This is a genomic window from Serratia sp. KG1D (assembly GCF_037150675.1).
Taxonomy (GTDB): domain Bacteria; phylum Pseudomonadota; class Gammaproteobacteria; order Enterobacterales; family Enterobacteriaceae; genus Serratia; species Serratia nematodiphila.
Map to the genome: position 1 here is coordinate 159,744 of NZ_JBAGIH010000006.1, position 23,319 is coordinate 183,062.

20 protein-coding genes are annotated in these 23,319 nt (G+C 61.3%); 12 read left to right on the plus strand and 8 right to left on the minus strand.

The window, feature by feature from the left end:
- Positions 1–11 precede the first annotated feature (11 nt).
- From WFM45_RS22910 to WFM45_RS22925, 4 genes are all read left to right on the plus strand, one after another.
- Positions 12–623, plus strand: coding sequence for a fimbrial protein (locus tag WFM45_RS22910; protein WP_004930909.1), 612 nt, complete (start codon positions 12–14; stop codon positions 621–623).
- 14 nt (positions 624–637) lie between these two features.
- Positions 638–1,642: a fimbrial protein gene (locus WFM45_RS22915; protein WP_033631878.1), complete on the plus strand. Its 1,005-nt coding sequence runs from the start codon at positions 638–640 to the stop codon at positions 1,640–1,642.
- 18 nt (positions 1,643–1,660) lie between these two features.
- Entirely contained in the window at positions 1,661–2,200 is a 540-nt protein-coding gene (locus tag WFM45_RS22920; protein WP_336957346.1) for a fimbrial protein, read from the plus strand.
- A gap of 109 nt (positions 2,201–2,309) precedes the next feature.
- Complete coding sequence (locus WFM45_RS22925; RefSeq protein ID WP_176326528.1) at positions 2,310–2,933, plus strand: LuxR C-terminal-related transcriptional regulator; 624 nt, start codon at positions 2,310–2,312, stop codon at positions 2,931–2,933.
- A 13-nt stretch (positions 2,934–2,946) separates the two neighbouring features.
- On the opposite strand, the gene WFM45_RS22930 is transcribed toward WFM45_RS22925, so the two are convergent.
- The 5 genes from WFM45_RS22930 to WFM45_RS22950 all read right to left on the minus strand — a co-directional run bounded on the left by WFM45_RS22930 (position 2,947) and on the right by WFM45_RS22950 (position 8,527).
- Positions 2,947–4,038, minus strand: a complete 1,092-nt coding sequence (locus WFM45_RS22930) for a fimbrial protein (RefSeq protein ID WP_336957350.1) — start codon at positions 4,036–4,038, stop codon at positions 2,947–2,949.
- 73 nt (positions 4,039–4,111) lie between these two features.
- The gene (locus WFM45_RS22935) at positions 4,112–6,658 is read right to left on the minus strand and encodes a fimbria/pilus outer membrane usher protein (protein WP_336957353.1); all 2,547 of its coding nucleotides are present in this window, start codon (positions 6,656–6,658) and stop codon (positions 4,112–4,114) included.
- 57 nt (positions 6,659–6,715) lie between these two features.
- Positions 6,716–7,420, minus strand: coding sequence for a fimbrial biogenesis chaperone (locus WFM45_RS22940; protein ID WP_146033797.1), 705 nt, complete (start codon positions 7,418–7,420; stop codon positions 6,716–6,718).
- 56 nt (positions 7,421–7,476) lie between these two features.
- Positions 7,477–8,022 (minus strand): fimbrial protein, encoded by a 546-nt coding sequence (locus WFM45_RS22945; protein ID WP_164123908.1) that lies wholly within the window; start codon positions 8,020–8,022, stop codon positions 7,477–7,479.
- Between the two features lie 118 nt (positions 8,023–8,140).
- Complete coding sequence (locus WFM45_RS22950; RefSeq protein WP_336957356.1) at positions 8,141–8,527, minus strand: winged helix-turn-helix domain-containing protein; 387 nt, start codon at positions 8,525–8,527, stop codon at positions 8,141–8,143.
- Between the two features lie 1,049 nt (positions 8,528–9,576).
- Here WFM45_RS22950 and pdxR point away from each other — a divergent pair.
- Positions 9,577–11,070, plus strand: coding sequence for a MocR-like pyridoxine biosynthesis transcription factor PdxR (gene pdxR, locus WFM45_RS22955; protein WP_336957358.1), 1,494 nt, complete (start codon positions 9,577–9,579; stop codon positions 11,068–11,070).
- Here the strand turns inward: pdxR and WFM45_RS22960 are convergent.
- Positions 11,067–11,984, minus strand: a complete 918-nt coding sequence (locus WFM45_RS22960) for a DMT family transporter (RefSeq protein ID WP_336957360.1) — start codon at positions 11,982–11,984, stop codon at positions 11,067–11,069. The genes pdxR and WFM45_RS22960 overlap by 4 nt on opposite strands.
- Positions 11,985–12,278: 294 nt before the next feature.
- On the opposite strand from WFM45_RS22960, the gene WFM45_RS22965 reads away from it, so the two are divergent.
- Genes WFM45_RS22965 through WFM45_RS22975 form a run of 3 tightly spaced genes read left to right on the plus strand, consistent with a single transcriptional unit; the run spans position 12,279 to position 18,621 of the window.
- On the plus strand, positions 12,279–13,490 hold the full coding sequence (locus WFM45_RS22965) for an SrfA family protein (protein ID WP_261239119.1): 1,212 nt from the start codon (positions 12,279–12,281) through the stop codon (positions 13,488–13,490).
- Positions 13,490–16,435 (plus strand): virulence factor SrfB, encoded by a 2,946-nt coding sequence (locus WFM45_RS22970; protein ID WP_336957362.1) that lies wholly within the window; start codon positions 13,490–13,492, stop codon positions 16,433–16,435. Before WFM45_RS22965 ends, WFM45_RS22970 begins: the two co-directional genes overlap by 1 nt.
- Positions 16,432–18,621 (plus strand): virulence factor SrfC family protein, encoded by a 2,190-nt coding sequence (locus WFM45_RS22975; RefSeq protein ID WP_336957364.1) that lies wholly within the window; start codon positions 16,432–16,434, stop codon positions 18,619–18,621. Before WFM45_RS22970 ends, WFM45_RS22975 begins: the two co-directional genes overlap by 4 nt.
- Positions 18,622–18,654: 33 nt before the next feature.
- Here the strand turns inward: WFM45_RS22975 and WFM45_RS22980 are convergent, their stop codons facing one another.
- Entirely contained in the window at positions 18,655–19,554 is a 900-nt protein-coding gene (locus WFM45_RS22980; protein ID WP_015379354.1) for a LysR substrate-binding domain-containing protein, read from the minus strand.
- 142 nt (positions 19,555–19,696) lie between these two features.
- Between WFM45_RS22980 and WFM45_RS22985 the strand changes: the two genes are divergently transcribed.
- The 4 genes from WFM45_RS22985 (at position 19,697) to WFM45_RS23000 (ending at position 22,559) form a co-directional block, all read left to right on the plus strand.
- On the plus strand, positions 19,697–20,707 hold the full coding sequence (locus WFM45_RS22985; RefSeq protein ID WP_033631865.1) for an aldo/keto reductase: 1,011 nt from the start codon (positions 19,697–19,699) through the stop codon (positions 20,705–20,707).
- A gap of 55 nt (positions 20,708–20,762) precedes the next feature.
- On the plus strand, positions 20,763–21,560 hold the full coding sequence (locus WFM45_RS22990) for an SDR family NAD(P)-dependent oxidoreductase (RefSeq protein ID WP_004930955.1): 798 nt from the start codon (positions 20,763–20,765) through the stop codon (positions 21,558–21,560).
- Positions 21,561–21,596: 36 nt separating this feature from the next.
- Positions 21,597–22,013 carry an SRPBCC family protein gene (locus WFM45_RS22995; protein ID WP_031300306.1) on the plus strand — a complete coding sequence of 139 codons (417 nt, stop codon included), beginning with the start codon at positions 21,597–21,599 and terminating at the stop codon, positions 22,011–22,013.
- A gap of 126 nt (positions 22,014–22,139) precedes the next feature.
- Entirely contained in the window at positions 22,140–22,559 is a 420-nt protein-coding gene (locus WFM45_RS23000; RefSeq protein ID WP_336957369.1) for a VOC family protein, read from the plus strand.
- Here WFM45_RS23000 and WFM45_RS23005 read toward each other — a convergent pair.
- Positions 22,556–23,239, minus strand: a complete 684-nt coding sequence (locus WFM45_RS23005; protein WP_060557904.1) for a Crp/Fnr family transcriptional regulator — start codon at positions 23,237–23,239, stop codon at positions 22,556–22,558. The two genes, WFM45_RS23000 and WFM45_RS23005, sit on opposite strands and share 4 nt — an antisense overlap.
- Positions 23,240–23,319: the final 80 nt, after the last annotated feature.

Genomic DNA, 23,319 nt, shown 5'->3' on the forward strand with positions numbered 1-23,319 from the left:
GGAGGTCCAGCATGGCTGAATTCACCGATCGACTGCGCCCTCTGCTGCTCGGCGCACTGCTGTGCGGCGGCGGCGCGCTGGCGGCAACGCCGCTGGGCGTGATCGAAGGCACCACCGGCACCGTCAGCTTTCACGGCGGTCTGCTCAGCTCTCCCTGCAGCCTGACGCCGGACAGCCGGGATCAGTCCGTCGATCTGGGCGACGTCAGCGCACGCGACTTCCGCAACGCCGGCGATCGCAGCGCGCCGGTGCGTTTTCGTCTCTCGTTCCGCAATTGCCTGCTGGGCGCGCGCGCGCTGGCGGATAACCCGGCCGGCCCGCGCAACGGCGATGCCGGCCGCCTCTACCTGCAGGGTGAGCAGGCCGCCACGCTGGTGTTTCTCGGCGAAAGCGACGTCGACAACCCGTCACTGCTGAAGCTGAACGGCGGCGTACAGGGCATCGGCCTGCGGCTGCAAGACCAGCAGGGCCAGGCGCTGGAGCTGAATCAGCGCAGCCGCCCCTACATTCTGCAGCCCGGCAGCAACACCCTGTGGTTCAGCGCCAGCGTGGAATCCACCCAGCGGGCGGTGATGGCGGCCGGGTTCGCCGCCGTGGCGCACATTCAGGTGATTTACCTGTGAGGCTCGAGAACGCAATGAAAACTCAACTGACCAAACTCTGCCTGCCGCTGGCGATCGCGCTGGCGGCCCCCGCCGCCTGGGCCAACGGCTATGTCACGCCGGACGGCGGGCCGAAACAGTTCTATATCGATCTGAATGAAAGCAACATCACCAACCAGGTGGGGTTCACCAAACTGTTTCCCTATGATCTGGGCGGCACCTATACCGGCAAGGTGTATTGCGATACCCCTATCCCCACCAGCCCGCACTTTTACAAGTCGGATTCGGCGTTGCCTCCCTCCGACTACGGCAACGGCTATTTAAAACTGAATGACTTTTTGGATTTAAAAGCCGAGGTGTGGATTGCCGGCAACAAGAACGCCTACGTCACCGTGCCTTTTTACAACGAATCGAATCTGCTGAGCCAACACCGCTGCCAGCCGCCGTACTTGCAGGTCAACAACTACGGCAGCGGCTCCAAAGGCAAGATCACCTTCCGGGTGCGCAAGAAAATCATTAACGGCGTTGAGATTAACGATCGGCAGATCATCGAGATGTACGGCCGCCTCGGCTCGACCGACGGCGGTTTCGGCCCCAACCCGATGGCGCAGGTGTTTATCCAGTCCGCAATCCTCTACGTGCCCGATAAATGCGTGGTGAACGAAGGCCAGTTGATCAACGTGGAGTTCGGCGAGATCGGCGGCAGCGATCTCAACGGCTCGAACTACCCGCAAAGCATTCCGGTGCGCTTCCAGTGCGAGGGCGGCAGCTTCGAGGACGGCACGCTGAATATCAAGCTGGCGGTGTCGGGCACGGCGGCCTCCTTCAGCAACGAGGTATTCAAAACCGACAAGAACGATCTCGGCATCCGGCTGACGCATAAAGGCCAGTTGGTTATCCCGAATGAGTTTTACCCGGTGCCGAACATCGGCAACGGCGGCTCCTGGAACCTGGTGGCGGCGCCGTTCGCCAACGGCGGCGCAGAGATCGGCGAAGGGGAATTCAATGCATCGGCCACCATCGTGGCGGCATTCCAGTAACCGAGGGAGGAACGGAAAATGCGTCTACGCGCTTTAGCGCTGCTGAGCTGCGCGCCCTGGTGGTTTGCCGCCATGCAGGCGGCGGCGAACACCGAGCTTATCGGCGCGCCGGTGCAGTTCCACGGCACCGTGGTGAGCCGCCCGTGCAATATCGAACCGCAGTCCGCCGATCAGCTGGTGGAGATGGGCACGGTGATCGTCAAAACCCTGTACCGCTACGGCCACACCACGCCGGTGCCATTCAGCATCAAGCTGACCGACTGCAAGACCACGGTGTTCAAATCCGTCAGCGTGACCTTCAGCGGCGCCGAAGACGGAGAGCTGCCGGGCAAGCTGGCGATCAACAACGGCGCGAACGGCGCCGCCATCGCCCTGTTCGATCATCAGGGTGCGGACATCTCTCTGAATAAGGCCACCAGCGCCGTCGCGTTACAAAACGGTCCCAACAACCTGAACTTCACCGCCTACGTACAAGGGCGGCCGAGCGCGATTCAGAACCAAAGCATTACCGAAGGCGAATTCACGTCCGTCGCCAATTTTGTGCTGGCGTACCAATAAGCCCCGCACCGCCCCAGGGAAATCAGGAAAACGCCCGGCGCGCTATCGCCGGCAATGGGCCGTCACCGTTCGCTCCGGCGCGGTGCCGCGGCCTTTTAAGGAGCCACCCATGCCAGATATTCGCTTCACGCTGTTCGACAGCGATAACTTCTACCAGCAGGGGCTGCGTCTGCTGCTGCAGGATTATCTGCACTCCCTGAACGAATGCCAGCGCCGGTACCCGCAGTTCTCGCCGCTGGCGCTGCAGGCGTTGGATAACATCGAAATCGTGTTCCGCACGCCGGAAGAGCGCTGGGGCTGTGCCTGCTGTTACCAGAGCCCCTACGGCATCCCGCGCCAGCGGCAGCTGACTCTGCTCATCCTCGACGACACGACCCAGCAACAGGTGAAAAACCTGCCGCCGCTGTTCAGCATCCATCGGCGCGATTCGGCCTACGCCATCCGCCTCAAGTTGCAGATGGCGCTGGAGAAATTTATTCAGCATCCGTGGATGGCGCTGCACGCCGCCGGCATGTGGAAATGCCAGGCCTGCCGCATCGCCGCGCTCAGCCACTGCGAAAAAAAGGTGTTGGGGTTGATGAGCAGCGGCATGTCCGCCTGCAGCATCGCCGGCCTGCTGCAGCGCAGCCAGAAAACCATCAGCGCCCATAAGCGCTCGGCGATGCGCAAGCTTAACGTGCGTAAAAACAGCGAGTTGAATAAAGTGCTGCTGAATCAGCGCGGGCTGAGTTGACCAGGCCGCCCACTCAATAATAATTGATGTTAAAGGTCACGGTCGCGTCGGCGGCACCCGGCGTGACCGTGGGCTCGGTTTGGATATAGCGGGCTTTTAACGGAATAGTAAAAGACGTGGGCGTTGCAGGAGAAAGCGGCACGGTGATTGCCCGCGAGAACTGTACGCTCTGAGGTAAAGAGGCTCCATATCCCAACTGAATGCCTACGCCGCCGGCGCTGCCGCTGCCTTCTTTCACGCCCATGACGCCATTGACGTCATCGATCACCGACGTGTTGGGCGTCAACGAAAGCGTCAGACTGTTGCCGGTCGCGCCGCTAATGCTGCCAGTACCGTCATCCGAATACTGGGCCTCGGCCGTGCCGTAAAACCTCGGGCAATCCAGCAGGCGGATCGAGGCGTCTTTCCATTCGGTTACGCTGCCTTTTCCGGTGAAATGTCGCCCCATGTCATATTTCCCCATGGCGACGAAAACATCGGGCGTGGTGCAAGTTTTCGCTTCCACGTTGATAGCGCCGGTAAAGCACAGCCGCATCGCCGTAAAGGGGGCTGCGGTCGGTCCCACCCGCGTCATCAGGCAGGGCAGAGCGGCGCCGGTGACGGTACCGGGTTGCACGTCGCCAGTCTTGATTAAGCGGATACGATACTTGAACAAGTTATTCGCCCAGCCATTATCCTCTTTCACTAACGTACCGTTGGAAATATACGGCAGCGTGAAAGTATCCAACGAGTGATTATCGATAAATACGCCCACCCCCGGCAAGCCGGTTTCATACACTTTGCCGAATTTCGCCGAGCTCCACCCCGATAACGGGTACGGAGGCGTTTCATAATCCATCACCAGCGAGACGAACGTCTGCGGCGTATCGCATTTAACCCATACTGTGCCGAATGAGGGATTAAAGTTTTGCGTATAGATCACTGAGCCAACCGGCACATCTGCGCCAATACTGATATTGCCGGTCACCAAAGGCGCATTGACCGTCAGATCGTTCTTGATACTCGACTTATCGCTGTAATAACAGTCGGCCCACGCCGATTGAGCCAGCAACAGCGCCAACAAGGCGATGCCGCGCCAAATAACCTGGCGGTTTTTTTGTGTCATCTCATTCTCTCCCGTGCGTTGAAACGCGCCGCTGCAGCCGTGCCCGGCGGCGTTCTCAAGCCAAAAATAGATCTCATCGTTCTGCGCCAACGCCGCTGCGACACGGCGCGCTAAAGCGCTGCAACACCGGCCGACCGCCTTTCTGCTGCGGCATCAGCACATAATTCAAGTCGCACTGCGCATTGCGATCCGCCCCCCAGCGCACCCGCAAACCGCCTCTGTCCTGAGCGACGCGCGCATAAACCAGCCCGCCCTGCCCCACGGCGCCAACCACGGCGCCGCTTTCGTCGAGCACTTCGGCGCCGAAAGGCGCCGGCACGCCCGCAGACCCGGTGTCGATCAATACCGGCATGCCTTTACGGGCGTTATATTTCACTTTCACCAACGCGCCAGAATAAGGCGCGACCTTGCGCGTCGTCTCTTCCAGCTCGACGTCGGACGCTGCGCCTTTGGGATCCAGGCTAATTTCATTCAGCTGGTAGGGGGTTAAATAAGGCACCAACGCATAACCGCGCGCATCGACAGCGACGCCCGGGTAGGTGGAAACTCCGGCGCCTTCGGCGCCTTTCGCTTCCACCAGAGCGAACGTTTCCGAACCGTAAGAACTGAACGATACGCCGCCGGCATGCCCCACTACGGTGCCGCTGAGCCCGGCGGAGCCGCTGCGATAGCCTTTGCCCGCGCTGTAAGCGCCGCTGAGCAGCGCCATCTGGCTGCGATACTGAGCGTTCAACGAGCCGCTGCCGCCATTGCGGTTGGCGTTCATCGCACTCAGGCCATAGCTGAACTGATTGGCAGTGCCGAGATTGCCGGAAATCATCGCCTGCTGGCTCCTCGCCCCGTTGCTGTCATGCGCCAGGCCCAGGCGCAGCTGCGGCGCGCCCGCCTTGTCGCGCCGCCCCAATGGCAGGCTGATATTCAGCAAAAAGCTATTTTGCGCCTTGCCGTTACTCGTCTTGCTGCGCGCCGCGCTCAGGCCATAGGCGACCGACCGATAGCCGTTGCTGTAGCCCAACTGATACTGCTTATCACGCCCGTACCCGTTCCAATAATCCTGCAGCGAGCCGCTGACATAAAGTTGCCCCCATCCCGACGCCAGCCCTTGGGCAACAGAGAAGGTCAGACGATTCTTGGCGCGCGGAACGGCGTTATCCCCCTCACCCGGAGCCATGCGCTCACGCGTCTGCATGGCGGTCATGAAATCCATATAGCCTGAGGTGGAAAACCGATAGGCGGCCAGCGAAAGACTGCTGTTGGTTTCGTTGACGGTTTTGCTGTAGCTGAGCCGATAGCTCTGCCCGCTTTGCCGTCGCTCGCGGCTCAGGCGGCTGTCGCTTTGGGTCACGTCGATCCCCACCGCACCCAACGACGTGCCGACGGCCGCCCCTAATTGTACGGCCCGATAATCGGCCGCCCCCTGCAACCCGCCGTAAGCGGTCAGCGCATTGGACAGGCCGCGCTGATAGGTAGCCTGATACAGCCAGGGCTTTTCCCGCAGGCTGTCACTGTCGGCCTTGCCAAGCACCGCTTCATAACGATCGGCCCCCGGTCGCAGCAGCTGAGTGACCGCCGCATAGGGCACAGTGAAGACACTCTGCGCGCCATCGGCTTCGCGCACCGTAACCTCCAGATCGCCGCCGTAACCGGTGGGATACAGATCGTCAATCAGGAATACCCCCGGCGTTACCGTGGTTTGATAAATGATCTGCCCGCTTTGCCGCACGGTCACCTGAGCGTTGCTTCTGGCGATGCCGCGGATTTCCGGCGCATAGCCGCGCTGCGATTCCGGCAGCATGCGCTCATCGCTGGCCAGCTGCACGCCGTTAAACGCCAGCGTATCGAACAGTTGACCGGTGGTGTTCGCCTGGCCGATCACACCTCTGCCCTTCAGCAGCGGAATATCGCGCTGCAGGAAGGTGTTGATGCTGTCGTATTGCGAAGTGCCGTTTTGCATCCAGCTATACGTGCCGTTATGCCGCAGATACCAAGCGCCCAGGTTGGCGCCGCCGGACAAACCGGCGTAAAAAGATTGGTAGTCCACGCCGCGCGACGAGCTGGTATAGCCGTTCAGGTTGTAATTCAGAAACAGAGCCGCGACGCCGCTGTCCCACTGTGCCGGATCAACGCTGCCGCGCGCGGTTTTACGCATATAAATCTGCGGTATCACAATATCCAGCCGCTGCTCGCCGCTATCAAAGTTCATCTGCGCGTCGGGGATTTGCCGCGGCAGATCGAAGCATGCCTCTCCCTGCGCCAGTGGCGCCAGCGCCGCTTTCGGCAACGCCGCCTCGTTAAACGCGATCGCCTTGACGATGTCCGACGTCAGGCAGGGATACAGGCTGCCATCGGCGCGCGTTTTGAATTCAATTTCTCTATTGGTTGTGGCTTCTTCATTGATATACAGCGCCACCCGATGTTTTCCGATCAACCCCGCCGCCCCGCGTGCAAAGCGTGACAAATCGACATGCTCGCGATTACCCATATTCAGAAATGACGGATCGAATTCAACGTTTTCGGCCCAGGCTGAGCCGCTTAATGCGCCGAGCACGCACAGCGCCGCCGGCGTTAAACGCCACGCGCCATGGCGGCCCGCGCGCGCAAAGCTAAAATATCCGCTCATGTTATTTTCCCCGTCACGCCCGGCCGATATTCGCCCCATTAATGACTTCGCTCGCGCTTACTTAACCAAAGCAATGAATTTATTGACGGCGCCGTAGTCATTGACGAATTCGACACTTAACGATTTTCCCGCTGCAGCGCTGACGCCTTTAAATTCCAATGCGGATCGCGGCGCGATCATTTGCCCCTCAGTTTCCTTGCCGTTGGCAGCAAGGCTGACCAGCGACACAAAATACGGCGTCGGGTTAGTCGCCTTGACGCCGCCCGGCGTCACGGACCAGCTCAACTGCTTTGCCGCCTCATTGGCGTCACCGCTCAGTCCATCCGGACGGAAAAACAACTTGATGCGCGAACGGAAGGCCATTTGCAGCAGGCTTTCATCGCCTGTAAGCTGCTTTTTGGCCGGGATCTCCAGCACGTTAAGCCAGTAAACGCTCTCTTTATCCGCCGGCAACGGTGCACCGGTGTAACTCAGACGCAATGTCTGCCCCTTGCCTGCATCAATGCGGTTAATCGGCGGCGTCAAAATAAAAGGCACATTGATATTTTCTGGTTTTTTATTCGGATCGCCGTCATCAATCCAGCTTTGAATTAATACCGGCGATTTGCCCACATTATTTAATCTCACCGTAGTTTCTTTATCTGACGAAGAGTAAATAACCCGCGTACCGTTAATCACTACGCTGGCGGAAGCCATCATGGGAAAAGAGGCAAGCACGGCCCAAAAAAACGCGCACGAAAAAACACGAGCTTTATTGCTCATAATCATCACTCCAGTAATTTTGATAAATACAGGGGGGAGCCCCCCCTGTAAAATGGTTATTTGTACTGCAGGGAATACACCACATTACTCACTACCGAACCGGCGCTTGCTGCGCCCTTAGCATAATATTCAACCGTATACGGTAACGTGGCCATACCGGTAGAAGCGATAGTGTGATAGGTAGCATTCGTTATTTGACTTGGGCTGCCGGCCACGATCGGATTGAATGATCCCGAACCTTCACGCAATTGCAGCGCGACATTCTTCGCCGAGCCGGTGAGGTTATGCAGACGCCCGCTGGAGTCCACCCCTGGGCCGGCCTCAAAATAAGCGGCCACCGTTTTCAGGGTGCCCTGGCAGTTATTCAGTTTCAGCTCAAACGCCGTGCGGCCGGCGGTCCAACTCATCACGCTCAGTTGATCCTGAGTGACGACAGGCAGCGTGATGTTGCCATCGGCTGCCTGCCCATTGACTCTCACATCGCAAGTCGTCGCGGAAACGGCGCCGCTAAAGTTAATCGTCCCGTTGCTGGCCGCTTGCGCCTGGCCGACCAAGCCAGACAGGCCGAGCAAGGTAAACACTATTGCGGAGGACTTTTTCATATAGACTCCTGATTATTTTATCAATAACGCATTCTATTACCTTTTATTTCCATGAATAACGCCAAGCAGGAACGATAATATTGATATGCGCGCTTTTATTTTACGCTTTTAAATACAATCACTCGTAGAATAAAGGCGTAACGACTGGGTTATTAAGGGTATACCCCGCCCCCTTCACATTAACGATGAAGTCGTGCGGCAAACCTATCACATCGAGCCTTAATCTGAGCTCTTTAATGGTTTGCCAGAGTTTTTGGCTGGATGACGAGTAACTGTTGTCATCCCACACCTGTTGCAATATTTCCGCTTTGGTGAATTTCCGACCGTCGCCATGGTGTTGTAATAAAAAAATCAGTAAGCTCACCATGGCATCATTTAATGTCACCGCGCTAAAGTGCACCCATTTTTCCGGCGCCAGAGAATTGATTCTCACCAATCGCTTGTTGGCGATGTCCAGTTGAATGTCGTGATCTATAATAAAACCGAAGAGATGGCGTTCCATCATTAAGATTCCCTGAAAGAATAAAAAAATAAAACTGCATCATTTAAATTCATAATGTCTTTATGTCATTATAAATTCAGAAAAGTCTTGGGCAATCCCTTAAAATTGATCAGTTGCCATTCAATATTACGAGAACCATGAGAAGTTAGTCTCAAGAAGCGCCTGACAACCGATATATTCCACTGCCGTCATCTTCACACAGTGCAATAAATCATGATTATCATTAGATTTTAATCATGAGTCTTAAATCCCGCATTTCAAAAAAAATCAGATATAAATTCCAAAAACACGAAAAGCATAGCCTGCTATTTATATCTTCATCGTACCTCCCACCAAAACACTGCCTCAGACTGTTTTCCTTCCGTCCTTAAAAAGGCAACCCTCTCATCATGGAATTAATATTTATGATAGAAAAAGCCATTCAGATAACGCAGAGACATAATACACAAACCCCGAAGAAAAAAGTTTTATATATTGAAATTATATTTAAATTTAAAATAAAAACCTACAAAAAAACATGAAATAGGTTTTTGTAAATTTAAATTAGAAAGAAAATAGAACAAACAGAATATAAGACTAATGGGATTAGTTGATTTTAATAAAAAATATATCCCAGATACCAAATCGCCGATTTTAGCTTGGGGAAATTTCGCTAAACGCGTGTACAGCCGCAGAGTTGCGCAACCTTAGGCATTCCACTACGCAGTGTAACAATGCATGCTACCTTCACCATTAGCCCCACACGCCATCAATCAATTCACAACAGATGCGGCGCACCTCTGGTTAACACCTGAAAGCCATCACCAAACATTTTGGTGATGAGGTTTATTTCAAATTCGCCGATAAGCAACATTGCATTATGTAACCCCGTTATAGAAGCCTGGTAATAGCGCTAAAATAATGAAGCGCATACAATACCGGGTAAAATGTTCTCGCGGCCATCCCCCAAGATTCGCGCTCCTTTTTTCAATCTGGTACGGCGCATTAGCGAACACAGTAAGAGTGGTTTACGCTGAATACTCATTTTCGCACTGCAAAGCGAGCCGGAATCCATGCCCAGAACAGCCAAAGTCGTTGACGTTCCCGCCCTCGGCGAGCTCGATCGCCAGGCGGGTCAGCTTAGCCACCAGCTGGCGCAGGCTCTGCGTCAGGCCATCCACCGCGGCGATCTGAAAGCGGGCGATCTGCTGCCCTCGACGCGCCGGCTGTCGGCGGCGCTGGATCTGGCGCGCGGCACAGTGTTGGAAGCCTTTGCTCAGCTGACGGCGGAAGGCTTTCTCGAACCGCAGCCCGGCTCCGGCACCCGGGTCGCCCACTATCAGGCGCCGCGCCGCACGCTGCACGCCACGGCGCAGGCGAGTTCGGCGGTAGCGGTTCCGCTTTCTTCACAGGCGCAGCATCTGGCGCGCTTTGCCACGCAGGCGCGGGCGCTGCCGCCGGTGCCGTTCACTGTGTCAGTGCCAATCGGCGATACCGCGCCCGACGATATCTGGCGGCGGCTCGGCAACCGCATCCGCGCCCGCGGCCCCGGCGCGCCGTCGGGCTACGACGATCCGCTGGGCGCACTGCCGCTGCGCGAAGCCATCTGCGACTATGTGCGCCGTTCCCGCTCGGTAAACTGTACGCCGCAGCAAATCCTCATTACCTCCGGCACCCAACAGGGGCTGTATCTGGCCGCGCAGATCCTGTTGGACGCCGGCGACAGCGCCTGGGTCGAAGATCCTGCCTACGCCGGCATTACCGCCATTTTCGATAGCCTGTTCCGCGATCGGCGCATGATTAGGGTGCCCGTCGCCGACGACGGCATCGACGTCGCCGCCGGCGTGCGCCTGGCCGCCAATGCCCGCGCCGCCTTTGTCACGCCGTCGCATCAGTATCCGCTGGGCATGCCGATGAGCATGGCGAAAAGAAGCGCCCTGCTGGCCTGGGCCAGAGAGCGGCAAGCCTGGATCGTGGAAGACGATTACGACAGCGAGATGCGCTACGCCGGCCACCCGTTCCCTTCGCTGCAGGGGCTGGCGCCCGAGCGGACGCTCTATCTCGGCACCTTCAGCAAGGTGCTGTTCCCTTCGCTGCGGCTGGGTTACGCCATCGTGCCGCCGCCGCTGGTCGACGCCTTTTGCGGCGCCAGGATCCTGATGGATCGCCATCCACCCAGCGCGGATCAATACGTGCTGGCCGCCTTTATCGCCGAAGGGTATCTCGACCGGCATATCCGCAAAATGCGCGGCGTCTACGCCGAGAAGCGTCGGGTGCTGATCGAGGCGATCAACGCGTACATCCCGGCCGAGCTGGCGGTGGTGCAGCCCTGCGATCAGGGCATGCACATGGTGCTGTGGTTGAGAAAAGATCTCGACGACCTGCGGGTCGCCCTGCAGGCCAACGAAGCCGGGTTGGCGCTGCGGGCGGTGTCGCCGATGTATGCGCCCGACCACGGTGAGCCGGGCCTGGTGCTGGGGTTGGGCGGTTACGCCGACCGCCAGGTGCAACAGGCGGTGGAACGGCTCGGACGGGTGATCCTGGCCTGCGCCGGCAGCGGCGCCTAGCGGGAAAAACGTTTGGCGCCGAACACGCAAACCACCACGCCGGCCATCACGGCGATCATCATCGGCTGGACGGTCTCATGCAGCAGCCAGCCCGCCAGCGCCAGGCCGAAGAACGGCTGCAGCAGCTGCAACTGCCCGACGGCGGCGATGCCGCCCTGCGCCAGGCCGCGATACCAGAAAATAAACCCAATCCACATGCTGAACACCGAGACGTAAACCAGCGACAGCCAGGCAGCGCCGCTGACCACGGGCCAGGCGGCCGGTGCCGCCAGCCAGGTGGCCGCCAGCGTCAACGGCAAGGCGACCACCAGCGCCCAGGAGATCGCCTGCCAGCCGCCGATCCGGCGCGACAGCACCGCCCCTTCGGCATAACCCAGGCCGCACAGCAACACCGCCCCGACCATCAGCGCATCCCCTTGCCAGGCGCCGCCGCTCCCCTGGCTCAACGCGAAAGCGCCCACCAACACGGCGCCGACGCCTGAAAAAGCCCAAAAAGCGGGCTTGGGCCGCTCTCCGCCGCGCAAAACGCCAAAACCGGCGGTCGCCAGCGGCAGCAGGCCGATATACACCAGCGAATGCGCCGACGTGGTGTGCTGCAGCGCCAGCGCCGTCAGCAGCGGAAAACCGATGACTACGCCAAGCGCCACAAACAGCAGCGGCGGCAAATCCGCCCGCGTCGGCCGCGCCTGCCGGGTGATCCGCAGCGCACACAGGGCCAGCAAAGCGGCGATCGCCGCCCTGACCGCCGTCAGAAACAGCGGATCGAGCTCCAGCACCGCCACCCGGGTGGCGGGCAACGAGCCGCTGAAGATCATCATGCCAAGAAAACCGTTCATCCAGCCCTGGGCCGAATGCCCGGCGGCGGGATGTGCAGGGGTAACAACGAGAGTTTTTGCAGACTGACTGTCCGTCATGTGAACGCTCCGCACGCCTGAGGCATACCGAAATCGGCAACCCGCGAGGCGATGTCATAGTGAAAGAGAACATCGTTGCCCGGCGTCGCTTGCCGGGGCTGCGTTCTATTTTTCAGATAAAGCGGTTCACAGACAGGTCCAGATAGCGAGATTTTCACTGTGCCGGTTAGCAAAGCGCGCCGCTAACGCCAAAGAAGGGCGTTTTTCGGGCTGTCCTTGGCCGTTTGGCGGCCCTGCCTGCGGGGTATCATGGACTTTTATGCGTTTTTGCAGAACAGGACAAGGTGCGGCGCCGTGGTGAAACCCTTCTTACGCAGTGGCAGTTTGGATGATGTGCTGGCTTTAGGCGAGAACGGGCAACCGGTCTACGCCTGCGCGCAGCAGCTGCGGGAAACCCTGCGCCTTCGCCGGCAGCAGCAGGCCGCCGACTGTCTGGCGATCCCCCAGCCGAACGAAAGCGGCACCCGCATCGACTGGTATGCGCCCTTCCCCGGCAAAGTCACCTCCTGGCTGGCGGCGAGCGATGCCCAGCGCGCGCAGGCGGTACGGCACCTGGAACACAGCCTGACGACCTTCCGCAGCCTGACGGAACAGGCCCTGGCGACCGATCACCCCAGTCATCGCCTGTTCGGCGCGCTGCTGGCCAAAGCGATGCACATACCCGACCCCAACCACGTTTACCTGGTGGACGATCGACCGGTGCTGACCTTCTGGGGCTTTATCAAGCCGCAGGCGCAGAGCCCGAACGATCCGTTGGCCTGCCTGCGCCCGATCGACGCAGAGATGAAAGTCGAAGTGGAAAAACCGGCGCCGATCGCTGCCGCTCCGCGCAAACCGGCCGTTGTCGAACCGGTAAAACCAGCCCCGGCAGCGCCTATCGAATCCCCTGCCGCTCGCCGGCGCCACGCTCTCTGGCTGTTGCCCGTTCTGTTGCTTGGCAGTGCGGCGCTGGCCGCCTGGCTGCACCGCTCACCGCCGCCGCAACCGGCGATGCCGGCTGAGGTACGGCATCCGGCGCCGCCGAAAAAAACCGCCGCGCCGTTGCCCAAGCTGCGCTTGCCGCTGGCGCACGCGACGCTGATGCCGCCGCCCCCGGCGCCGGCCATCCCGCAACCGCTGGACAAAAATGCGCTGGTGCTGCCGCCCGAGGCGGTGAAGGCCGGTTCCACCCGTTTCCTTAACGGCAAATGGCGCGCCACGGTGGCGCTGAAAGACCCGATTACCGGCAAGCGCCCCGGCCTGCAATACCGTCTGAACGGCGGCAAGGGCAGCGCTGTCATCGCCTACGGCGACGGCGTCAGCTGCCGGGTGGCGGTTGAAGCCGGGCTGATGCAGTCCGGCAATCTGGTGATCAACAGCCGCACCAAGGCGCGCTGCAGCGACGGCAGCCGCTACCAGATCCCGGAGATCGTCTGCCGCCAGGGCGAAACCGGCGCGGCAGAGTGCACCGGCCGCTACGATGCGGACACCACCTATCCCATGACGTTCAAGCGCGAGAGTAAATGATGCTGGCACCCCTTACGGACTACAAACACGGCATTACGCTGATCCAGGACAGCGGCATTCAGTTTCTGGACTTTGCCTTGACCCCGCGGCTGGACGCCGAGTTTCCCGGCAAATTCGTGCGCAAGACCGCCAGCGGCCCACTGCTGCGCCTGCAATGGGAGGCCGAGAGCGGCAAATACCAGTTGCCGGCCGTGGGCGACCAGGCCGCCGAAGTGGTGCGGCCGGAGTTCAGCTACCCGCTGCAGCAGTCGCTGCGCCTGCTGGATAAGCTCTGGCTGCCGCTGCCCTTCTTGCGCCACACCCCGGCGGGCCTGTTTTTGTCGGGCCCGGACAACTGGGCGCGCCTGCAGGTGGTGCAGCTGGATGAACCGGATCAGGACGGTAACCTGCTGCGCGTGGTGCTGGCCTTCGACACTCGCGCCGCCGCGCCCGGCCAGGAGGCGCTGGCGCCGGGCGAAAGCGATCTCGGCGCCGATCTGAGCTTCGCGCTGGCGCACCGCAACCACGAGCTGGGCGAATTTCTCGATCTGACCTGGGTGGACGGCTGGCTGCGCGAGGCGTTCAGCCAGCGCGCCGCCGAGCGGGAGCAGCGCGCCGAAGTGGAGATCAACGCCGGGCTGAAAACCTTCGAGTATCAGGCGCACTACCTCAACCTGTTGCACATGCTCGGCCACCAGCTGGCGGTGCCGCAGATAAAAATGGTGGCGGCGACGCTGCAGCAACCGGCGATCGGCGTCGATCTGGTGCTGGACGTCGGCAACTCGCACACCTGCGGCGTGCTGGTCGAAGACCACCCGGAAGAGAGCAACGGCCTGAAGCAAACCTACGAGCTGCAGCTGCGTTCGCTGTCCGAACCGCACCGCGTCTACAACGAGCTGTTCGAGAGCCGGGTGGAGTTTTCTCAGGCCAGCTTCGGCAAGCCGCATCTGTCGTTCCAGAGCGGGCGCGACGACGCCTTCCAGTGGCCGTCCATCACCCGCGTCGGCCGCGAAGCCGCGCAGCTGGCGCAGCGGCGAACGGGCCATGAAGGCACCACCGGCATTTCCAGCCCGCGCCGCTACCTGTGGGACGAGGAGCGCTATGCGCCCGGCTGGCGCTTCAACGAGCGGCACGAGCCGATGGCCGCCGCCGCGCCGTTGACCACCCTGATCAACGACGAAGGCGTGCCGCTGTCCGCCCTGCCGACGGCGCAACGGCTGCCGGTGTTCGCCGCCCATTACAGCCGCAGCGCGGTGATGACATTGATGCTGAGCGAGCTGCTGGCGCAGGCGCTGATGCAGATCAACAGCATCGCCCAGCGCAGCCGCATGCCGAACGCCGCCGCGCCGCGCCGTTTGCGCGCCATCATTCTGACGCTGCCTTCGGCGATGCCGAAACCGGAGCGCGAGATTTTCCGCCGCCGCATGCAGGAGGCGATCGGGCTGGTGTGGAAGGCCCTCGGCTGGCACCCGCAGGATGCGCCGTTCGACGGCGCGCACACCCGCTTCCCGGCGCCGCAGGTACAGATGGAGTGGGACGAGGCCACCTGCGGTCAGATGGTCTATCTGTACAACGAAACCCAGGTGAACTTCGCCGGCCGCACCGACGCCTTTTTCGCCGCCATGGCCCGGCCCGACCGGCCGTTGGCGCCGGGTGAGCAGGCGGGAAAAACGCTGCGTATCGCCTCCATCGACATCGGCGGGGGCACCACGGATCTGGCGATCACGCACTATTCGCTCGACGACGGCGTGGGCAACAACATCAAAATCAACCCGCGCCTGCTGTTCCGCGAGGGCTTTAAAGTCGCCGGCGACGATATCCTGCTGGACGCCATCCAGCAGTTTATCCTGCCCGCCGTGCAGCAGGCATTCGAAACCGCCGGCGTGAGCGCCGCCCCGGCGCTGATGGACAGGCTGTTCGGCAACGAAGGGCGCATGGACGGGCTTTCCACCCTGCGTCAGCAGGCCGCGCTGCAGATCTTCATGCCCGCCGGACGCGCGCTGCTCGGCGCCTATGAAGAATACGACCCGCTGGACAACCGGGCGGAAATCGCCGCCAGCCTGGGCGATCTGCTGCCGCAGCCGCCGACGCCGCAGGTGCTGGCGTTTATCAACGGCGAAGTGCAGCGCGAAGCCGACAGCAACGCCTTCGATATCCTGCACACCCCGCTGGTGATCCGCCTGGCCGATCTGCACGCCGCTTTCTTGTCCGATCGCATCGGCATCGGCCGCTGTCTGCGCCTGCTGGCCGAAGTGGTGGCGCTGTATACCTGCGACGTACTGCTGCTGACCGGCCGCCCGGCGCGCTTCCCCGGCGTGCAGGCGCTGCTGCGCCATCTGCAGCCGCTGCCCGCCAGCCGCATTCTGCCGCTCGAGGGGTATCACACCCGCAGCTGGTACCCGTTCAACAAACGCGGCCGCATCGACAACCCGAAATCCACCGCAGCGGTGGGCGCCATGCTGTGCCTGCTGGCGATCGATCTGCGGCTGGAGAGCTTTTACTTCAACGTCGGCGATTTCCAGCCCTACTCCACCATTCGCTATCTGGGCATGCTGGACGGTAACAACATGCTGGCGGACGATAACGTCTATTACCGCGACATCGATCTGGATCGCGCCGATTTCGCGCTCGATCCCGCCGGCAGCTTCCAGCTGCGCGGCCCGCTGCGTCTGGGGTTCCGCCAATTGGACAACGAACGCTGGCCGGCCTCGCCGCTCTATACGCTGACCATCAATGACGCCCAGCTGGCGCGCAAGCTGGCCGGCGATGCGGTGATCTGCCTGCGTCTGGCCATCACCGCCAGCGCCGAACAGGGCGCTGAGAGCGTCAAGATCGCGCAGGCGCTGCTGGCCGACGGCAGCCCCATCCCGGCGCACCACCTGCAACTGAAACTCAATACCCTGGCTGCCAGCGCCTCCGGCGCGACCCACTACTGGATAGACAGCGGGAGCATTTACCCACGATGAACACGCAAACCTTCGCCCCTGCGGCTCCGAATAACGCGCTCAGCGCCGGCATTTTGCAAGCTATCGACTGGGTGGACGCCGCGCGCCGGCAGTCCCCCCGCCTGGAGCGGGAGGCCGATCGCCTGATACAGCGTCTGCGCCGTTGCCATAACCGCGCCGCACGGTTGGAAAACACATGCCCTGCGCAGGTCGCCATCGGTTTGTATGGCCACAACGCCGCCGCCAAGGCCCATCTGCTGGCGGCGCTGGCGCCTGGCGCAAAGCGCTTCAACGCGGACCTTTCGCTCGCGGTGCGCTACTGCACGGCGGCCGAGGCGGGGCCCGCCGAGTATCCGATCGCCCTCGCCCTGCTCAATGAAGCGCAGTGGCTGGCCATCACGCTCGATGCCGCCGCGATGGGCGGCTTCCGGCTGGACTGGGACGCCCGCGCGATCGCCGGCCATCTGCAAACGTTGGCGCGCCACCGCCAAGCCATCGCCCCCGACGGCCTCAGCGACGGCGATGTGCTGGCGCTGTGGGATAGCCAACGCCGCCACGGCGACAAGGGGCAACAGACGCTGGACAGGCATTTCTGGCCGCAGGCCGTGGCGCTGGCGCCGCAGCTGAGCATCGACGATCGCGCGCGCCTGTTTGCGCCGCTGTGGGGAGAGGAACCGACGCTGACGACGCATTATCGCCAGCTGGCACACACGCTGCATGCCCTCGGTGACAGCCGGCAGGTTCATGCCCCGCGCCGCGCCTTGACGCTGCTGACCGCGAGCGCCGCACCGGAAAACACGGCAATCGTCGTGATGGCCGAACACGGCGGTGAACGGGAGATCGCGCTGAGCGATCTGGTCTGGTTGACCGCCGAAGTCACCACCGTTCTGCCGCAAACCGCGCAGGCGGGCCTGCCCGCCGACGTGGCGCTGATCGACCTGCCCGGCAGCTGCGCCCGCCCGCAGGCGGAACCGACGCAGCGGCTGCAACAGGCGAAACGCGCCCATTTGCTGGCCCGCTGCGCGGACGGCCTGCACGCCAACCTGCTGCTGGTAGCCGATGCCGCCGCCACGCCGCAGGACGCCGCGCGCATCGGCCAGGCGCTCGCCGGTTGGGTCGACCACACCCAGGGGGAAACCCCGGCGCTGCGCCAGCGCCGCAAACCCGGTTTAATCTGGGCGATCACGCCGTTCGACCCACGCCAGGAAGGCAAACCGCGCCCTGACGACGCCGTTCAGCGCCAGGTCGGCGAACCCGGTGACAGCTGGGCCACACTGCTGGCGCTGGATGAGCAGGATTGCCGCCGCATGGTGAACTACCTGGCCGCACAGGCGCGCCCGGCCCACAAGCAAGCGCGCCTGCTCGAGCTGCGCGAAGAGTTGCAGCGCGAGCTGACGGAAAGCCTGCTCGGCAACTGGCTCACCGCCGCCGATCCATACGCGCCCCAGCAACGCGCCCAACAGCTGCTGCGCGCGCTGCAGGCGCAGGCCGGCCGCCACGGCGAACTGCTGGAACGATTGTTGCCCCAGCGCGATACGCTGCGCCAACTTTACCAGCAACAGCAGCACGCCGCGCCGACCCCGGCGACGCCTGCGCCGTTCGGGCTCGACATCGATCTGTTCGGCGCACCGGAAACCCCGGCGCCCGGCGAGCCCCCCACGTCACCCTTTGCCGCGCGGATATTCGCGGATTGGATCAACCATCTGCGCAGCCTGCCGGACAGCCGCCGGTTGCTGGATCTGCTCGGCGTCGACAAACCGCATCTCGAACTGCTGGTTGATGCGTTGATCGGCGCCGCCTGCCGCCAGCGGCTCGATGATGAGCTGGAGCGCGCGCTGTGCGCCGGCGGCCTGCCGGAACAGGGGGAAGATCGGCAGATCAGCCAGGCGTTAGCGCTGTTGGGCGACTTCGTCGCCTGGCTCGGCTTCCAGCGGCGCGATGCGGCAACGCGCCCCGAGAGCCGCGTCAATCCCGGCCAACCGATCTTTACCCCGCCGCCGCAGCCGGCGGTGGACTGGAGCGGCCAGCAGCGGCTCACTCGGCTGGCGCCGACGCCAACCAAAAATACCGCATTTTATATCTATGACTGGCTGATCGGCCTGCAGACCCTGCTGGCGGAAAATGCCGCGCAGGCGCAGCCGGCGCTGGCAGACGAGCAACGCGCCGCACTGGCGGCGATCGTCGCCGCCCTGCGCGCTGCGCCGTAGCGGGCGCCATCCGGGCCGGACACCACCGCGCAGTCAGTGGCAGGCCGGCCCGGCCGACATCACTTCGCGGAAATGGGTGACCAGCGGGCGCAGGTTGGCCTTGTGCCACACGGCCCACAGCTGCGTGGTGTATTGCATCCAGGGCAGCTCGCGCAGCACCACGCCTTGCGGCGCGTTATGCCGCAGGCTGTGCTGGATCAACGTCATCCCCAACCCGGCGGCGACCAGCCCCAACGCAGTCAGCGGCTCGCCCGCCTCCAGCCGAATATCCGGATCGAACCCGGCCTTCACGCAGGCCGCCACGAAGTCGTCGCGCGAATGGGCATCCTCTTTGTGGATCACCGAGATCCAGGCCTGATCGGTGAGATCCGCCGGCTGCAGCGTTTCCCTGTCCGCCAGCGGATGCGTCTGCGGCAGGGCCAGCAACATGCGATCGTCCAACACCTGCGTATAGTCCAAATCCTGATCGTCGCGATCCGGCGCCGTATTGACCAGCGCCACGTCCAGGCTGCGCTGCCGCAGCCCTTCCAGCTGCATGGAAGAAGGCTGGCTGTAAAGCACGATGTGCACATCCGGCCGGGACACCCGCAGCGACCGCAAGGCGTTCGACAAGACGCCGGAGTGCATCGCATTTTCGATATAGCCAATGCACAGCCCGCCGTCTTCCCCGCGCCCCAGACGGCGCCCAAGCGACTCGAGCCGGGTGGCGTGCGTCAATAGCGCGCGGGTTTCTGCCAGAAACGTCTGGCCGTCGGCGGTCAGGCGGATGCGCTGCTGATTGCGCTCGAACAGCATCAAACCCAGACGTTCCTCAAGTTGGGAAATCTGCCGGCTCAGCGGTGACTGGGAAATGTGCAGCCGTTCGGCGGCGCGGCCGACGTGCTCTTCTTCCGCCACCGCCACAAAGTATTTCAACTGACGTAAATCGATCATGTGAGACCTCAAAGGACTTAACTTAGACAAATTATGTCCTATCAAGTCACAACTTGCCAAGTTATCTTTAGCCTCGTGACGGGGCAGACGCTGTATGAGCCCCACTAGTTTCCCTGAAAAGATAACGAATTGAGGATTCACCATGAGCATCAAAAATATTTTACCCGGCAAGATCGGTTTGGGCGGCGCGCCGCTCGGCAATATGTTCCGCGCCATTCCAGAAGAAGAAGCGCTGGCTACCGTAACCAGCGCCTGGGACTTGGGCATCCGCTACTTCGACACCGCACCGCTTTACGGTTCCGGCCTGTCGGAAATTCGCATGGGCGAAGCGCTCTCTCAGTATCCACGCGATGAGTTCGTGCTGAGCACCAAAGTGGGCCGCATCATGCTGGACGAAATGGAAGATCCCGCCGCTCGCGATCTGGGTGAGAAAGGCGGCCTGTTCGAACACGGTTTGAAAAACAAGATCCTGAACGACTACTCGGAAGACGGCACGCTTCGCTCCATTGAACACAGCCTGAAGCGTCTTAAAACCGACCGTCTGGATATCGTCTGGATCCACGACGTCGCTCAGGATTTCTACGGCGACAGCTGGCTGGAACAGTTCAATATCGCCCGTACCGGCGCCTTCCGCGCACTGTCCCGCCTGCGTGACGAAGGCGTGATCAAAGCCTGGGGCCTCGGGGTCAACCGCGTCGAGCCTTGCGAACTGACGCTGGCGCTTGATGAGCCGAAACCGGATGCCTTCCTGCTGGCCGGCCGCTACAGCCTGCTGGATCACGAACGCGCCCTGCAACGCCTGATGCCGGAAGCGCTGGAACAGAATGTCGATATCGTCGTCGGCGGCCCATACAGCTCCGGCGTACTGGCCGGCGGCGAACATTTCGAATATCAGAAAGCGTCCCCGGCTATTCGCCAGCAAGTCGCGAAAATCAAAGAGATCGCCGCTCGCTTCCAGGTAGACGTCAAAGCCGCTGCGCTGCAATTCGCGCTGGCTAACCCGGCCGTCGCCGCCGTGATCCCCGGTTCGAGCCGTCCTGGCCGCATGGCCGAAGATCTGGCTGCGCTGGATGCAGCGATCCCGGCTGAATTCTGGGCGGAGATGCGCCGCCAGAAACTGGTGGCCGACAACGCGCCGCTGCCGATTCGTTAAGTTTTATGGGGCCGGCCCCCGGCCCCATTACCCACATTACAGAGTGATATACATGATGAAACTGGATCTTTCAGGCAAAGTCGCCGTCGTCAGCGGCTCCACCTCCGGCATCGGTCTCGGCATCGCGCGCGGGCTTGCCAAAACGGGCGCCACCGTGGTGATCGTCGGCCGTCAGAAAGCCGGAGTCGATAACGCCATCGCCGACATCAGTGCCAACGTGCCCGGCGCGCAGGTACGCGGCGTGGTCGCCGATCTCGGCACCGAACAAGGGGCTGCAACCCTGTTCGCCGCGGAGCCTAAAGCCGACGTGCTGGTCAACAACCTCGGTATTTTCAACGATAAAGACTTCTTTACCGTGCCCGACAGCGAGTGGATGCACTTCTATAACGTCAACGTCCTCTCGGGCGTGCGTCTGGCGCGCCACTACGCGCAGAGCATGACCGAACAGGGCTGGGGACGCATTATTTTCGTGTCGTCCGAATCCGGCGTCGCCATCCCGGCGGATATGATCAACTACGGCGTGACCAAAAGCGCCAACCTGGCGGTATCTCACGGCCTGGCGAAGCGCCTCGCCGGCACCGGCGTGACGGTCAACGCCATCCTGCCAGGGCCAACCTTTACCGAAGGCCTGCAGGAGATGCTGGCGGAAGCGGCGGCCAAATCCGGGCGCAGCGCGCGCGATCAGGCCGACGAGTTCGTTAAAACCGAACGCCCAAGCTCCATCATTCAACGCGCGGCGGACGTCGATGAAGTGGCCAACCTGGCCGTTTACCTCGCGTCCCCGCTGTCTTCGGCCACTACCGGCGCGGCGCTGCGCGTCGACGGCGGCGTCGTCGACACCCTGGCAATGTAATTCCGTACCCTAAACCGATATCAAGAGAGAAAGAAAATGGCTACTACATCCGTATCTATGAACATCCCGGCATCCGCCGACACCGTATGGCAACTGATCGGCGGCTTCGACGCCCTGCCTGACTGGCTGCCGTTCATTCCGAAAAGCGTCGTTTCTGAAGGCGGCCGCGTGCGCACTTTGACGACCTCTGACGGCGGCACCGTTATCGAGCGGCTGGAAGCGTTCGACAACCGTCAACGCAGCTACAGCTACTCCATCATGCAGGCGCCGTTCCCGGTGGTGAATTACCTGTCCACCCTGTCGGTACACGCCACCGACGACGCCAACGTGGCGCGCGTGGAATGGTCGGGCAGCTTCACGCCGGTCAATATCAGCGACGACGAAGCCGTCGCCCTGTTCCATGGCATCTACCAGGATGGCCTGGATGCGCTGAGCGGCAACTTCCCGCGTTAATGCGTGAACACTCCTCACGCTTACGGCCGATGGTGAAACCCATCGGCCATTTTTTTGCTTTAGCTCTGGAGCAGGATAAATCCGCCAGCGCCGTTTATGCTGTAAAGGAGACTTCCGTTTGAGGAGATGGCCGTGCGCCCTTTCAGCCTGAAGACTATCGACCATGTGGTGCTGCGCGTGCGCGATATGCAGAAAAGCCTGCATTTTTATACCCGGATCGTCGGCTGTGATATCGCCAAACAGCGGCCGGATTTGGGGCTGATGCACCTGCGCGCCGGAGCGGCCATGATCGATCTGGTGGATATTAACGGCGTGTTGGGGAAAAAAGGCGGCACGGCGCCCGATCCTCACCGGCAAAATGTCGATCACATCTGCCTGCGCATCGATCCTTTCAACGAGGACGAGCTGTTGGCCTATCTGCGATCGCAGGGGATCGGCGTTGATCCCGCCGAATCGCGCTATGGCGCTGAAGGCGACGGCCTGTCCATTTATTTCAGCGATCCGGACGGCAATCGCGTGGAATTGAAGGGGCCGGCGATCGGCTAGATCCTGGCGCTCCCGTTGATGTCGGACAGCCGCTGGCGATCCGTCACCCGCAGTGATTTGTTTTTAAATTGAATGATGCCGTCCGCCGCGAGCTGCGCCAGCGCGCGGCTCAGCTGTCTGACGGAGATGCCCAATCTCGCCGCCAGCGCCTCCCGGTTTTCCAGCTCAATCAATTCCCCTTCGTTCTTTATCTTGAATAATAAAAATTTTCGCAGTTTATACTCCGCCGTAAAAGCGCCGTTCGCATGCAGCAAAGAGGCATTCAGCAGCTTATTGCTCAATTGCCGGCAGATAAAGGTGAGGAACGCCGGGTCGCTCAGGGCGTGATTGTTGATGGCCTCTATCGGTGCCGCGAGGAGCAGCGCGTCGGTCACCGCCTGCACGGTGCTGAACAGCGTGCGCTGCGCCTGGGAGAACAGTTCCAGATCGCCAATCACCGAGAAATCCGTTTCGAAGGAAAAGACAATGTGCGCGCCATTCACATCAAAATTCTCAACCTGCAATTTTCCCTGTACGAGAAAAAACAGGTGGGTCAAACGATCGCTTTGCGTCACCAGGTATTCGCCGGCTTCGACGCTGACCAGTCGCAGTGCGGCGAGCAGCGTGGGCGAAAGCGCCGTTCGCAGATCGTGAGCGTCGATAAAAGCTTCTTTTAGCTTGCTGTCACCGACCGTTTTCAAGGCGATTCACTCCCAGGGCTCATCCTTAAACGTCTTACATCCTCGCTTTCGACTGCGTTCAGCATAGCCGACGCGCTTCA

Bases quoted from the DNA above. Each gene is read 5' to 3' on its own strand.
- WFM45_RS22910 (WP_004930909.1), top strand. From the start codon at position 12: ATGGCTGAATTCACCGATCGACTGCGCCCTCTGCTGCTCGGCGCACTG.
- WFM45_RS22915 (WP_033631878.1), top strand. From the start codon at position 638: ATGAAAACTCAACTGACCAAACTCTGCCTGCCGCTGGCGATCGCGCTG.
- WFM45_RS22920 (WP_336957346.1), top strand. From the start codon at position 1,661: ATGCGTCTACGCGCTTTAGCGCTGCTGAGCTGCGCGCCCTGGTGGTTT.
- WFM45_RS22925 (WP_176326528.1), top strand. From the start codon at position 2,310: ATGCCAGATATTCGCTTCACGCTGTTCGACAGCGATAACTTCTACCAG.
- WFM45_RS22930 (WP_336957350.1), bottom strand. From the start codon at position 4,038: ATGACACAAAAAAACCGCCAGGTTATTTGGCGCGGCATCGCCTTGTTG.
- WFM45_RS22935 (WP_336957353.1), bottom strand. From the start codon at position 6,658: ATGAGCGGATATTTTAGCTTTGCGCGCGCGGGCCGCCATGGCGCGTGG.
- WFM45_RS22940 (WP_146033797.1), bottom strand. From the start codon at position 7,420: ATGAGCAATAAAGCTCGTGTTTTTTCGTGCGCGTTTTTTTGGGCCGTG.
- WFM45_RS22945 (WP_164123908.1), bottom strand. From the start codon at position 8,022: ATGAAAAAGTCCTCCGCAATAGTGTTTACCTTGCTCGGCCTGTCTGGC.
- WFM45_RS22950 (WP_336957356.1), bottom strand. From the start codon at position 8,527: ATGATGGAACGCCATCTCTTCGGTTTTATTATAGATCACGACATTCAA.
- pdxR (WP_336957358.1), top strand. From the start codon at position 9,577: ATGCCCAGAACAGCCAAAGTCGTTGACGTTCCCGCCCTCGGCGAGCTC.
- WFM45_RS22960 (WP_336957360.1), bottom strand. From the start codon at position 11,984: ATGACGGACAGTCAGTCTGCAAAAACTCTCGTTGTTACCCCTGCACAT.
- WFM45_RS22970 (WP_336957362.1), top strand. From the start codon at position 13,490: ATGCTGGCACCCCTTACGGACTACAAACACGGCATTACGCTGATCCAG.
- WFM45_RS22975 (WP_336957364.1), top strand. From the start codon at position 16,432: ATGAACACGCAAACCTTCGCCCCTGCGGCTCCGAATAACGCGCTCAGC.
- WFM45_RS22980 (WP_015379354.1), bottom strand. From the start codon at position 19,554: ATGATCGATTTACGTCAGTTGAAATACTTTGTGGCGGTGGCGGAAGAA.
- WFM45_RS22985 (WP_033631865.1), top strand. From the start codon at position 19,697: ATGAGCATCAAAAATATTTTACCCGGCAAGATCGGTTTGGGCGGCGCG.
- WFM45_RS22990 (WP_004930955.1), top strand. From the start codon at position 20,763: ATGAAACTGGATCTTTCAGGCAAAGTCGCCGTCGTCAGCGGCTCCACC.
- WFM45_RS22995 (WP_031300306.1), top strand. From the start codon at position 21,597: ATGGCTACTACATCCGTATCTATGAACATCCCGGCATCCGCCGACACC.
- WFM45_RS23000 (WP_336957369.1), top strand. From the start codon at position 22,140: ATGGCCGTGCGCCCTTTCAGCCTGAAGACTATCGACCATGTGGTGCTG.